Origin of the sequence: Geobacter sp., assembly GCA_009684525.1 — a bacterium.
Lineage (GTDB): Bacteria > Desulfobacterota > Desulfuromonadia > Geobacterales > DSM-12255 > Geoanaerobacter.
Genome location: WKKR01000009.1, coordinates 1 through 11,646, shown reverse-complemented (window position 1 = coordinate 11,646; position 11,646 = coordinate 1). Strand labels below are relative to the sequence as shown.

The following is an 11,646-nucleotide window of genomic DNA, read 5'->3' as shown; positions in this document are numbered from 1 at the left end:
TGCTCCCACGGACCAAGCTCCAGTGCCCCTCCCGTTATGGCTTGGATGTTTATTCCTTGTGCAGCTTCACGCTCACCAGAAAGCGATCGTTATCGCAAAAAAACGGTATGGCGAGGCTCTGTTTGTCGCTGACAAAATCCAGGGTGTATTCAGCTCCGAATATGACGGTAGGTATGGAGAGATGGATATCCATTCCCCCCTTGGAGAGCAGATGTTTCATGTCTCCACCCAGCATATTGGCAATCTCTCCCATGGCATCATTCACGTCGTCGCACATTTCAGTCACTTCGATGCCGAGCATGTTTGAGGTAATCTTCGTGGCGAGAGAGACCGGACAATGAACAGATACGATACCTGTGTAAGAACCTGCCAGTCCCACCATACTGGTGACGGTTGCGTGAAAATGCGTAACCGGCTCCTTCAGTGGATAGTCTTCTGTCGTCTCGAGCATGACCATGGTGGAAAAAACCTTCTTGGTGATCTCGATGATGTAGTTCTTGATAGCTTCTTCAGAAAGATGCGTTCCCGTAACAATCGATTCGTCAAGAGACATACTGTGCAACCCCTCCCTGGTCCGTTCATTGACATGATGGATGCTACCGGACAATTCTAACAAAGAATTTGAGATAATATAGTGGGAAATTTGATGCACTCTTTATGTCGTGATCGGTAGTTCAATGACAAAGACCGTTCCTTTGGGAAAATTGTCTTTTACGCGAATGAATCCGTTGTGGTCGGATATGATGGTGTTGACAATGGCAAGCCCTAATCCCGTCCCTGCCTTTTTTGTGGAGAAGTAGGGTTCGAAAAGTCTTTGCCGGTCTTCAGGGGTAATGCCGTGACCTGTATCGGCAATGGTGCAGATGGCAATGTGCAGATCATGGTTTTGTGATGTCGTCAGAACGACCTCTCCGGTGCCATTCAGCGCAGCAACGGCGTTGTCGAGCAGGTTGATGAAAACCCGCTTTATCTGATCTCTGTCAAGCAACAACGGCGGCATGTCGTTGTCGGGAGTGAATGAGAATTGAATGGTTCGATGCGCTTCCTGAAACAGGGTAAGTGCCTCGCGGATAATCTCGTTGATATTATTGACCGATGGATGAGCAGCAGGCATCCGGGCAAAATTGGAAAATTCATCAACGAGCGATTTGAGCTCGTCCACTGACGTAACAATCATGGCTGTGCATTGGTCGAACACGGGTTCTTCTGCGCTGAATCGGCTTAAATAGCGCTTACGAAGGCGCTGGGCAGATAACTGGATAGGCGTGAGTGGGTTTTTGATTTCATGGGCAATCCTGCGGGCGACTTCTCGCCATGCTGCCATACGCTGGGCCTTCATCAGCTGGGTTAGATCATCGAACACGACTACTGTCCCGACAAATTCATCGTTGTCGTCACGCATGATCGTGAGGCTGATCAGGAGGGTCGCCTGCGACTCCCGAAGTGGAATGGTGACCTGCTTCCTGATCGAGTCCTGCTTGGACATTACCAGATCCCGTAGCATCTCTTTCACGATATCGAGGTGGGTGGCTTTGAGGATTTCGCGGAAATTTCTGCCGGATATGTCGGACATCTGGATATTCAGGAGCCGTTCGGCTGATTTGTTGATGGTGGTGATGACGCCGCCCTTGTCGACCGAAATGACGCCTGCAGTGACGTTTTTGAGAACGATTTCCATGTAGCGGCGTCTCTGTTCAAGCTCCTGATTGCTGCGAATAACCTCGTCGGTGGTCCTTTTGAGCTGCTGCTGGTTGATGCGCAGATCTTCGGTCATTTTGTTGAATGAAGAGATCAGCATGCCGATCTCATCATTCCTCTTTTCTCCCAGATGGACTTCCAGGTTTCCTTCGGCGACCTGCCGGGTAGCCATGGCAAGTTCCTGAATCGGGTCGGTGAGGTTCCTGGCCAGATAGAGCCCGAACCAGACCGCGAGGAAAACGATCACGATGGTTATCAGGAAAAGGGTCAGGATATAGCCGGTCGCAATGGGATTTTTGAGGATCTTCAGCTGCCGGAATTCTATGTACGAAGTGGTAATCTCCTTCATCTTGCTGACCAGCGAATAGGGGACGTAGTAGTTTACGACGATGACCCCGACAACATCTGCCTGATTCCAGGTGGAGTAGATCGGGACGATGCCCCGGATAAGATCCGCCTTGCCGACGGCATTGACGCGAGTCAGCTCCTTCCCGCGCAATCCCACGTTGATATCTTCCGATGAAGGATTGGTGAATTCGCCCAGGGGCAAGCGGGGGTTCGTGGCACGGGTCAACTCTTCACGCTGGGCTGAGAACACCTCGACAATACTCAAGTTGTATTCTTTCTGTTTATTGCGGATGAGTTCCTTGAGCTGGGGGAGTTTTTCATCGTTGAGCAGTTTCTGCTGTTTGATCTGATTGCTGATCTGCCGGCCATAATAGAGTGCATTGGCTGCCGAGGTCTTGTAATAGGTCTGGGCAACTTCCATCGACTCGTTCAGCGAGGTCTCCACCTGCTTGTTGAACCAGTTCTGGATGCTGTTGACGATGAATCCTGCTGAGACAAAGAAGAGCAGCATGGTTGGGATGAGCGAGAGCCCGACAAACGCGATGACCAGTTTCGTCCGCAATTGAGCGCCGATAAGGCTTCGTCTGCTCTCCAATAGCATTTTTGCGATGTTGCGGACAATCAGGTAGATGAGCAGGATGATCAGGAGGATGACGAGATTAATGATCCCGAATATGATGATGTTGCTCGACAGAGGGGCATCGGTAGAGAGTTTTGAAAGGTGGATTTCCGTATAGGTCAGGGCAAAGATGAGTAGCAGGGAGATGGAGATGATGATCCATTCCCGCTTGCGCTTGCGCGCTTCTTGCGGAGGGAGAGCTGTCTTCATGGGCCTCTTTCCGGTGGTCTGCCGCATGGTTGCGTCGCACTACTTTAGATCATTGAGACCCCGTTGACAAGGGCGATTGACGGCAGATGCGAGGCTGCAGGCGGATTTGGGACAGGGCACTGTGGGGCGGTTTCCGTCTGCGACCAGTTCCAGGGGGCGGAATACCGCACCAGTTACAAACGTCCGGAGCGGATAATGGCGATGACCCACCAGAAACCGATGAGGCCTGCGATGGAATAACCGAGGAAGGCGAAAATGGGGAATCCCATCAGTTTGGGACCCTTGTCGATCTGCATGACAATGGATGAACCGACGATCAGGGCGGCGATGATCAGGCTCGATGAGAGGCGGTTGACGGATTTGTCCAGTTCTTTGATGAAGCGGTCCAGCCCGCGGTGCTCCAGGTCGATCTTGAACTTGTTGCGGTTGATCCTGGTGAGAAATTCCTTCAGGTCTCTCGGGAGGTGGCGGGCCAGGTAGAGATAGGGCTTCAGGCTGTCCAAGAGAGATACCGTAATGTTGCGGGGCGACATCCGTGCCTTGATGGCCCCCTCGATGAACGGCCGCAGATGGGCCACCATGTCGAATCGCGGGTCCAGCTCCCTGCCCATCCCTTCGACCGTGACCAGTGTCTTGATCAACAGCATCAGGTCTGCCTGGACCCGTATCTGGTGGGTATTGATGATGTCGATGAATTCCAAGAAAAGACGGCTGACCTCGATCTCCTGGAGGGGGATTTCATAGTAGCTGTCGATGAATTCGGCAATATCCCGGCGCAGAACTCGCGGGTTCAGGTTTTCGGCAATGTCCCCTGACTGGAGGAGCAAAGAGATGACCTCTTCCACGTCTCTCTTGATGACGGCGATCATGATGTCCAGGAGGTAATTTTTCAGCTGCTCGTCGAACCGGCCGACCATGCCGTAGTCGAGGAGGCAGATCACATTGTTTCGGAGGATGAAGACATTTCCCGGGTGTGGATCCCCATGGAAAAAACCATCCACCAGCACCATCTTGATGATGGCGTCGGCCCCACGTCGGGCGATCTCCCTGGTGTCGAGCCCGGCATCCTGAAGGGCCTGGAGATCGGAGACCTTGATCCCGTTGATAAACTCCAAAGTGAGGATGCCCCGCGAGGTCACGTCCCAGTAAACCTTGGGAAAGTAGAGGGTGGTATCGCCTGTGAAATTACCGGCGATTTTCTCGATGGTGTGCCCTTCGCGGGTGAAATCCATCTCTCGTCTGATGGTACGTGCAAATTCCCGGACCAGGGGGACCGGTTCATACATTTCCGTGTTGGGGAGGTGCCGCTCGACCAGTTGCGCCAGCCCCAGCAGTGCGTCGATGTCCGTTTCCACCAGCTCGACGATGCCGGGCCTGCGGACCTTGATCACCACCTCTTCGCCCGAGAGGAGGACTGCCCGGTGAACCTGGGCAATGGAGGCTGCAGCGATGGGGACCGGATCGACGGAGGCAAACAGCTCTTCGATCTCTCCCCCCAATTCCAGGCGGACCTGCTCCTGGATCTCGGCAAAGGAGAAGGGGGGAACCATGTCCTGGAGCTTGGTGAACTCCTGGACGTAGGACCGAGGGATGACGTCGGGACGGGTGGAGAGAAGCTGCCCCAGTTTGACGAAGGTCGGGCCCAACTCCTCCAGGGCAAGGCGCATCCGTTCCGGGGGGGAAAGAGCCGCGATGTTCACCGCCGGGCGCCGCAGGAACCGTCGCCCCCGTGCCGCCATGTTTGTGATGTTCAGATACTCCAACAGATGGTCGAATCCATACTTCAGCAGGATTCGGATGATCTGGCGGTAACGTTTGATGGTGCGGATATTCCGGTTGAGCTGGATGAGGTTCAGCATGGTATCCCGTTTACTGGTCCGACTGGCGTTTTTCCAACTCTTCCACCCGCTTCAACAGCTGTTCGTAATCTTCACGGGGGACGAGACCAACTTTATCCAATACCTTTTTCACTTCCTGTTCCGCAACCTCTGCGACCTTGCCCCTGCTATCCTTGGCAAGGCTTTGCAGCTTTTCCAGCAAGACCTTTCCCTCTTCCTCGCTTACCTTGTACCGCTCCTTCAGGTCGGTAACCAACTCCTCCGCCATTTTCTGCGAAACGGCAAGGGCTCCAAGTCCTGACAAAAATGCCTTTTCGATGAGTTCGAACATGAGATGCCTCCTTCTGCACGGGATATTTACTCAATGATTATACATCTAAAGGTAGCATGAAACCGCTGAAATACAACCGGCATAGTCAGCAGTGCAGCTGCCGCCTTATTTACGAAGCAACCAGAGGATGAGGCTCAGGAGAAGCGAGAGTAGAATGGAGGTTGCAAGGGGGAAATAAAAGGTGAAGTTTTCCTTCTTGATAGTGATGTCGCCGGGGAGTCGTCCCAGCCAGGGGATCTTGCCGGCGAAAACGAGGATACCTCCCACAGCGACGACGATGAGAACGATGATGATGAGGGTCTTGCCGAGTTCGGGCATTCAGGACCTCCGCGCGGAGGGGAGGTAGCGGTCACGTTCGCTGTAGATACAGCCGCAGTACTGTTGCCGGTAGAGCCCCATCTCCTTGGAGAGCCGTATCCCCTCCTGCCATCCGCCCCGGAAGTCGGCATAGAAAAATGCGATGCCGTACCGTTGGGCCAGTTCGTCCCCCAGCCGCCTGATCTCTTCATGTTGCTGGTAGCGGCTGTAGAGGAGCGTCGAGGTGAAGGCGGTGTATCCTTGCCGTGCTGCAAAGGCTGCCGTTGCTTCCAGCCGGGATGCGTAGCAGTAACGGCAGCGACTGCCCGGATCCGCTGCCACGGCGGCCAGAAATTCATCGAGCCGGTACTCTTCGCGGTAGTGGACCTCAAGGCCGGTCTGGCCGGCAAAATCCCTGACCGCTTCCAGGCGTCGTTGGTATTCCTGGTAGGGATGGATGTTGTGGTTATCGAAGTAGCCGGTAACGGTAATCCCCCGGTTGCGGAGTTCCTTGACGGGAAAGACCGCGCACGGGCCGCAGCAGATATGCAGGAGAAGGTTCATATAACCGCTCCGTTGGGGGCCATGACTTCACTGGCCAGTCGCAGGGAAACCTTGCGCCCGGTAGCAAGAGCATGATGCACTATCCGGTCCAGCGTGTCAATCAGGCTCGGGATGTCGCGCCGCGCATGCCGCAAGAGGTAGTCGACCACCTCGTCCGGAAAAACCATCTGCCGGTCCAGCGCAAGCTTCTGCATGATCATGCGGCGGGAGCTGTCGTCCGAGACGTCGATATGGGCCACCAGTCCCCAGAGCAGTCTGGATGTCAGGTGATCATCCAGGTTCGGGAGCTCCTTGGGAGGGTAGCGGCCGGTAATGACCATGGGTCTGCCGGTCTGGTAGTAATCGTTGAAGAGCTGCCAGAGCGCAATCCGCAGGTCGTGATCCGCAGGGATCAGATGCAGGTCATCCACCAGCAGGGCAGGCGCCTCGCGGAAAACCTCGTCGCCCGGATTGCCGGTTCCCACGCAGCGCGCCGGGAGGGTGGCCGAGTCGGGTGTTCCGAACGTCAGGCAGGGAACGGTTTTCCCGGTCCTTTCTCCAAGGGCATCTGCCAGGGCCATGAGCAGATGGGTCTTGCCGGAACCTTCAGGGCCGTGCAGGTAGAGGAGGTTTTCGCCGCTTGTCGGCTCCAGCAGGCGCAGGGCAAAGCGATAGGCTGTCTCGTTGCCGGAGCAGACGACAAAGTTGGCAAGGCTGAAGCGGGGCGTTACAGGAAAATCAAAGGGGAGCTGCATGTCAGAAAAGACTCTCCTGGGAGGAGGTGGGGTGTATTCGGCCGAAGTGGCGGTAGGCCGCAGCAGTGGCAACCCGTCCCCGGGGGGTCCGGTTGAGGAACCCCTGCTGGATCAGGAACGGCTCGATGACGTCCTCTATGGTGCCGCTTTCTTCGCAGATAGCGGCAGAGAGGGTGTCGAGCCCCACAGGACCTCCCCCGAACTTGTCGATAATCGTCAGGAGCACGGTCCGGTCCATCTGGTCGAATCCCATCTCGTCGACTTCGAGGAGCAAAAGGGCATCCATGACGACCTTTTCAGTGATGATTCCATCGGCCTTTACCTGGGCAAAGTCGCGAGCCCGGCGGAGCAGTCGGTTGGCAATCCGCGGGGTTCCCCTGCTCCTGCCGGCCAATTCGAGCGCCCCCTCCTGGTCGATCTGGATCCCCAGGATGCGGGCCGAACGGGTGATGATCGTTGCCAGTTCCTCATTGGTGTAGAATTCCAGCCGCGAGATAACCCCGAAGCGATCCCTGAGCGGAGAGGAGAGAAGCCCTGCCCGGGTCGTGGCTCCGACCAGGGTGAACTTGGGCAGATCCAGCTTGATGGTCCGGGCGCTTGGCCCCTGGCCGATGATGATATCGAGCTGGAAATCCTCCATGGCGGGATAGAGTATCTCCTCGACCACGTGGGAGAGGCGGTGGATCTCGTCGATGAACAGGACGTCGTGCTGCTCCAGGTTCGTGAGGATCGCCGCCAGGTCGCCGGGGCGCTCGATCACCGGACCCGAGGTCGATTTGATGTTCACCCCCATCTCGCAGGCGATGATGTTGGCAAGCGTTGTCTTTCCCAGGCCGGGCGGCCCATAGAGGAGAACATGGTCAAGTGCTTCGTCGCGGCGCCTGGCGGCATCGATGAAGACGCGCAGGTTCCCCTTGGCCTTTTCCTGGCCGATATACTCCTCCAGCGCCCTGGGGCGAAGGGACGTTTCGACGAACAGGTCGTCTTCGGTTATGTCGGGAGCTATCATCCGGGTCATCTGGTCCGATATCCGTGGGGTTCTATTTCATCAGGGTCTTGAGCGCCTGCTTCAGCACCGTTTCCATGGACGCATCAGGCGGTATTTCCAGGTCATCCAGGGTTTTGCGTACCTGTGCTTCCTTGTAACCCAGGTTCACCAGGGCCGAGGCGACATCATCGCGCAGATCCGCCGCACCTGCAGCAGTTGCCTGCTCTCTGGCCGGAAGCGGGACGCTCAACCGGGCGATCTTGTCTTTCAGCTCCAGGACCAGCCGCTCGGCAGTTTTTTTCCCGATGCCTGGGATGGCGGAAAGCCGGGCGAGATCCCCGCGGGTCAGTGCGGCGGCAAGATCCTCCACCTGGCAGTTGGAGAGGATGTCGCGCGCCAGTTTCGGCCCGATCCCCGAAACCGTGATGAGCAGCTGGAAGCAGAGCTTTTCGCCGGCCGTGCGAAAGCCGTACAGATGGATCGCGTCTTCCTTGACGTGTGTGTGGATGTGCAGGGTTGTGGTCCCCCCTTCGTCGGGGAGCTCAAAATAGGTTGAAAAGGGGATCTGCACGCGGTAGCCGACGCCGCCGACATCAATGATCACGCTGTCAGGGCCCTTATGGGCGATGCGGCCGGTGAGGAGCGCGATCATGGGCGTCTCGTGAGGCTGCGCATCCCTGCGGAGTTGGCATGGCAGATGGCAATGGCCAGGGCATCCGAGGCGTCGGCCTGGGCGATTTCCGGGAGGTTGAGAAGTATCTTCACCATCTGCTGGACCTGTTCCTTGGCCGCTCGCCCGTGTCCGACCACGGCCTGTTTGACCTGCAACGCCGAATATTCGAAGATAGGCAGGCCCGCATCCGCTCCGGCGACAATGGCGGCACCGCGGGCCTGGCCGAGCTTGAGGGCGCTCTGCACGTTCTTGGCGAAGAAGACCTGCTCGACAGCCATGGCATCCGGCTGGTAGGTCCGGATGATGTCGGTCAGGCCACGGTAGATCTGTAGAAGTCTGGTGGAAAAGTCTGCCGTAGTATCGGTGAACAAGGCACCATTGTCAAGGTGGAGCAGGCGGTTGCCTTCAGAGCGGATGATCCCGTAGCCGGTGATGCGTGAACCGGGGTCGATGCCGAGAACTTTCATGCGATTGTATTTCCCAAGGGGCAACGAAAAAGGGGAGCCAGCGGCTCCCCTGTGGCTCACATCATCTTTTCCATCTCTTCCGTGGAGATGTCGAAGTTCGCATAGACGTTCTGTACGTCGTCATTATCTTCCAGCCTTTCCATCAGTTTCAGCATGCTCTCTGCCGGCTTGCCTTCCAGTTTCATCAAGGTCTGGGGGATCATGGTGACTTCAGCGGATTCGTAGGTAAAGCCCGCCTTCTCCAGTGCTTCGCGCACTTCGATGAATGCTGAGGGTTCGGTGATAACCTCGTATTGCTCGTCTTCTTCGCTCACGTCCTCTGCCCCGGCTTCCAGGGCAGCTTCGAAAAGCTTCTCGAATTCAACGGAAGTGTTGAAGACGATGAGCCCTTTCTTGTCGAACATCCAGGAGACGCAGCCGGTTTCCCCCATATTGCCGTTGCACTTGGTGAAGATGCTGCGGACATCGGAAACGGTCCGGTTCCGGTTGTCGGTCATCACCTCGACCAGCACCGCCACGCCGCCGGGGCCGTAGCCTTCGTAGGTGATCTCTTCGTAGATGACCCCTTCCATCCCGCCGGTTCCCTTTTTGATGGCGCGTTCGATGTTGTCTTTGGGCATGTTCTCGGCTTTGGCCTTGTCAATGGCGGTCCGCAGGCGCGGGTTGGCTGCGGCGTCGCCGCCCCCCAGCTTGGCAGCAACAGATATCTCCTTGATCAGCTTGGTAAAAACCTTGCCCCGCTTTGCGTCGGCTGCACCCTTTTTGTGTTTGATGGTGCTCCATTTATTATGTCCTGACATTCCCCGGCTCCTTGTCAAAAGATCAGAAAATACGTGAGTATCCAACGAAAACCGCAGAATACTAGCATGGGAAAAACTGCCTTGTAAAGTCAGAAAAATGCCGCTAGACTTATCACCGTTGTCCATATCCCCGGAGGAGTCATTCCATGGAAGCATCTATGAAGCATCGCGGAGGTCGCGTGTCGCCTGTACGGCACCTTCTCGTATTGATTGCATGGGGTGTCGTGGCGATTGCGATCGCCGGACTGTCCGGGTGTGCCGTAACGAAGCATGTGCCACAATCGCTGCCTCCCATCATGACCCAGGACGAACTGCAGCGACCGTATGTCAAGCTGGGCGCTCTGGAGTACAGCCGCTCGCGGATCGGTTCCGTTGAGGGCTTGACCACGCAGGATTATGAATGGGCCTATGGAGAACTGCGCGAAGGTGCCCGGCGCCTGGGTGCAGATGCAGTCATTCTCCCCGAGGTCCGGGTGGAGCAGTCCACATACCTGCTCTTCCCCTCCGGCGAAATCAAAGCCAAGGGTATTGCCATCCAGTTCCGCTGATGAGGAGGGCAATCCTTGACGCCCCTCCCTTCACAGTTCTTGCCCCTCTCCGTTCCTGAAGCATTTTTCGTTCACTCCGGCTGCGGGATATCCCTCTCTATTTATAGAAAAGGCGTTCTGCAATTGCTGTAATGCCCTGTTTTTATCCTGCCTGCATCGTACGTTATTCTGTTTTGGCGCTGTTCTCGGTTTGCCCTATCCGGATGCCCTCCAAGTCTGTAAATCTCCATTCGAGCCCTTCCCATGGCTGCAATGCAGCACTTTTTGTGCGCAACCGACCCCTGTTTTGTATAAATTTGTTTTATGGCTATGCAAATATGATTAATGCGAAATTGTTCAGGTGTATTACTTGCGCAACATACTGATATCGCGAAAAACAAAATGGTATTGCGCAGGGAATTCAAAAATATTCTTGACACAAATAAAACGGCGTGTTAAAAAAATATAAAATCAAAAATGGCCGATTGTAGAACAGAGCTTGAATATTCGTGAAATCGACAGGGTGCCATGACGAGAGACAAAAGCACATATTCGGTGCAGACCGTGGAAAAGGCGCTGGATCTCCTTGAGGCCCTCACCGATGAAACCCCTCCGCCGACCCTCCCCAATCTTGCCGAACGTTTGGGGTTGAGCCGGAACAAGGTGTTTCGTCTGTTGGCCACTCTTGAGAGCCGTGGTCTGGTGGAGCGGGAAGAGGGGAGCGGGGTCTACCGCATCGGGCTCAGTTCCGTGGCTCTGGCGCAACGCTTCATCAGCAGCGCGAGCCTCATCAAGCATGCACATCCGGTCATGGAGGAGTTGGCCCGCAAGCATGACGAGGCCATCTACCTGACGGTCTTGCTGGGAGACGAGGTTCTCTTTCTCGATATGGTGGATAGTCTGCAGAACGTCAAGACGACCCCCATGGTGGGAAAGCGGTTTCCGTTTTTTACCAATGCCGCCGGTAAGGTTCTCAAGGCGCTTGAGTCGCAGGAGCTTCTGGAGAAGCTCTTCAAAAGGCGCGGCAGGCGGAAGGATCTGCCCGACCTGGTTGCCCTCGGATCCGAGCTACATGCGATCAGGGAAAAAGGCGTTGCCGTTGATCAGGGGGGGTTGGGTGAAGGGGTGGTAAGCGTTGCGGTAACTATCCGTGATTATGCCGGAAAGGTGATCTGTGCGCTGGCCATGATGGGCCCGTCGTTCAGGATGCTGACCGACCGGATAGAAAATGAGATTATCCCTTCCTTGCAGGAAGGGGCAGAAGTCCTGTCGATGAAGTTCGGTTATGCCCGGTTTTGAGGAAGACGCAGGGATGTACGGAGTCATCATAACGGGAAAGGAGGGGACGAGACAAGCACAAACGCCAAGGGAAGGCATGGAGCGGGACGCCGCACCATAATGTTTTGACCTTACCAAGAAAGGAGTAACTACCATGGCTGAGAAGCAGTATGACTGGGGCGCAATCGCCAAAAACCCTAAGTTTGTCGAACTACATCGCAAGAAGACGGTGTTCCTGTTCGGCTGGTGGATCTTCTCCACCGTGTACTATTTC

At 55.8% G+C, this 11,646-nt stretch carries 14 protein-coding genes; 3 read left to right on the top strand and 11 right to left on the bottom strand.

Going from position 1 to position 11,646, the window contains the following annotated elements:
- Positions 1-49: 49 nt before the first annotated feature.
- From GJT30_18665 to GJT30_18615, 11 genes are all read right to left on the bottom strand, one after another.
- A complete protein-coding gene (locus GJT30_18665; GenBank protein ID MSM41644.1) occupies positions 50-553 on the bottom strand; it encodes a chemotaxis protein CheX in 504 nt (167 codons plus the stop codon).
- A gap of 102 nt (positions 554-655) precedes the next feature.
- Entirely contained in the window at positions 656-2,875 is a 2,220-nt protein-coding gene (locus tag GJT30_18660; GenBank protein MSM41643.1) for a HAMP domain-containing protein, read from the bottom strand.
- 173 nt (positions 2,876-3,048) lie between these two features.
- Positions 3,049-4,734: a ubiquinone biosynthesis protein UbiB gene (locus tag GJT30_18655; GenBank protein ID MSM41642.1), complete on the bottom strand. Its 1,686-nt coding sequence runs from the start codon at positions 4,732-4,734 to the stop codon at positions 3,049-3,051.
- Positions 4,735-4,744: 10 nt separating this feature from the next.
- Positions 4,745-5,044 carry a phasin superfamily protein gene (locus GJT30_18650; GenBank protein MSM41641.1) on the bottom strand — a complete coding sequence of 100 codons (300 nt, stop codon included), beginning with the start codon at positions 5,042-5,044 and terminating at the stop codon, positions 4,745-4,747.
- Positions 5,045-5,149: 105 nt separating this feature from the next.
- Positions 5,150-5,362 carry a DUF2905 family protein gene (locus GJT30_18645; GenBank protein MSM41640.1) on the bottom strand — a complete coding sequence of 71 codons (213 nt, stop codon included), beginning with the start codon at positions 5,360-5,362 and terminating at the stop codon, positions 5,150-5,152.
- On the bottom strand, positions 5,363-5,905 hold the full coding sequence (locus GJT30_18640) for a hypothetical protein (protein ID MSM41639.1): 543 nt from the start codon (positions 5,903-5,905) through the stop codon (positions 5,363-5,365). It lies immediately after the preceding gene.
- Positions 5,902-6,639, bottom strand: a complete 738-nt coding sequence (locus tag GJT30_18635; GenBank protein MSM41638.1) for a DnaA regulatory inactivator Hda — start codon at positions 6,637-6,639, stop codon at positions 5,902-5,904. The genes GJT30_18640 and GJT30_18635 overlap by 4 nt, the downstream gene beginning before the upstream one ends.
- A gap of 1 nt (position 6,640) precedes the next feature.
- Positions 6,641-7,657, bottom strand: a complete 1,017-nt coding sequence (gene ruvB / locus GJT30_18630; GenBank protein ID MSM41637.1) for a Holliday junction branch migration DNA helicase RuvB — start codon at positions 7,655-7,657, stop codon at positions 6,641-6,643.
- Between the two features lie 22 nt (positions 7,658-7,679).
- Entirely contained in the window at positions 7,680-8,279 is a 600-nt protein-coding gene (ruvA, locus tag GJT30_18625) for a Holliday junction branch migration protein RuvA (protein MSM41636.1), read from the bottom strand.
- Positions 8,276-8,767, bottom strand: coding sequence for a crossover junction endodeoxyribonuclease RuvC (ruvC, locus tag GJT30_18620; GenBank protein MSM41635.1), 492 nt, complete (start codon positions 8,765-8,767; stop codon positions 8,276-8,278). The genes ruvA and ruvC overlap by 4 nt, the downstream gene beginning before the upstream one ends.
- Before the next feature lie 56 nt (positions 8,768-8,823).
- Positions 8,824-9,567 carry a YebC/PmpR family DNA-binding transcriptional regulator gene (locus GJT30_18615; protein MSM41634.1) on the bottom strand — a complete coding sequence of 248 codons (744 nt, stop codon included), beginning with the start codon at positions 9,565-9,567 and terminating at the stop codon, positions 8,824-8,826.
- A 158-nt stretch (positions 9,568-9,725) separates the two neighbouring features.
- Between GJT30_18615 and GJT30_18610 the strand changes: the two genes are divergently transcribed.
- From GJT30_18610 to GJT30_18600, 3 genes are all read left to right on the top strand, one after another.
- Positions 9,726-10,115 carry a hypothetical protein gene (locus GJT30_18610; protein MSM41633.1) on the top strand — a complete coding sequence of 130 codons (390 nt, stop codon included), beginning with the start codon at positions 9,726-9,728 and terminating at the stop codon, positions 10,113-10,115.
- Between the two features lie 507 nt (positions 10,116-10,622).
- Positions 10,623-11,393, top strand: a complete 771-nt coding sequence (locus GJT30_18605) for a helix-turn-helix domain-containing protein (protein ID MSM41632.1) — start codon at positions 10,623-10,625, stop codon at positions 11,391-11,393.
- 133 nt (positions 11,394-11,526) lie between these two features.
- Positions 11,527-11,646, top strand: a 120-nt coding sequence (locus GJT30_18600; GenBank protein MSM41631.1) for a DUF485 domain-containing protein, incomplete at its 3' end; no start/stop codon positions are given.

What these genes read in the sequence shown, in the direction of transcription:
- GJT30_18665 (MSM41644.1), bottom strand. Translation starts at nt 553, where the DNA reads ATGTCTCTTGACGAATCGATTGTTACGGGAACGCATCTTTCTGAAGAA.
- GJT30_18660 (MSM41643.1), bottom strand. Translation starts at nt 2,875, where the DNA reads ATGAAGACAGCTCTCCCTCCGCAAGAAGCGCGCAAGCGCAAGCGGGAA.
- GJT30_18655 (MSM41642.1), bottom strand. Translation starts at nt 4,734, where the DNA reads ATGCTGAACCTCATCCAGCTCAACCGGAATATCCGCACCATCAAACGT.
- GJT30_18650 (MSM41641.1), bottom strand. Translation starts at nt 5,044, where the DNA reads ATGTTCGAACTCATCGAAAAGGCATTTTTGTCAGGACTTGGAGCCCTT.
- GJT30_18645 (MSM41640.1), bottom strand. Translation starts at nt 5,362, where the DNA reads ATGCCCGAACTCGGCAAGACCCTCATCATCATCGTTCTCATCGTCGTC.
- GJT30_18640 (MSM41639.1), bottom strand. Translation starts at nt 5,905, where the DNA reads ATGAACCTTCTCCTGCATATCTGCTGCGGCCCGTGCGCGGTCTTTCCC.
- GJT30_18635 (MSM41638.1), bottom strand. Translation starts at nt 6,639, where the DNA reads ATGCAGCTCCCCTTTGATTTTCCTGTAACGCCCCGCTTCAGCCTTGCC.
- ruvB (MSM41637.1), bottom strand. Translation starts at nt 7,657, where the DNA reads ATGACCCGGATGATAGCTCCCGACATAACCGAAGACGACCTGTTCGTC.
- ruvA (MSM41636.1), bottom strand. Translation starts at nt 8,279, where the DNA reads ATGATCGCGCTCCTCACCGGCCGCATCGCCCATAAGGGCCCTGACAGC.
- ruvC (MSM41635.1), bottom strand. Translation starts at nt 8,767, where the DNA reads ATGAAAGTTCTCGGCATCGACCCCGGTTCACGCATCACCGGCTACGGG.
- GJT30_18615 (MSM41634.1), bottom strand. Translation starts at nt 9,567, where the DNA reads ATGTCAGGACATAATAAATGGAGCACCATCAAACACAAAAAGGGTGCA.
- GJT30_18610 (MSM41633.1), top strand. Translation starts at nt 9,726, where the DNA reads ATGAAGCATCGCGGAGGTCGCGTGTCGCCTGTACGGCACCTTCTCGTA.
- GJT30_18605 (MSM41632.1), top strand. Translation starts at nt 10,623, where the DNA reads ATGACGAGAGACAAAAGCACATATTCGGTGCAGACCGTGGAAAAGGCG.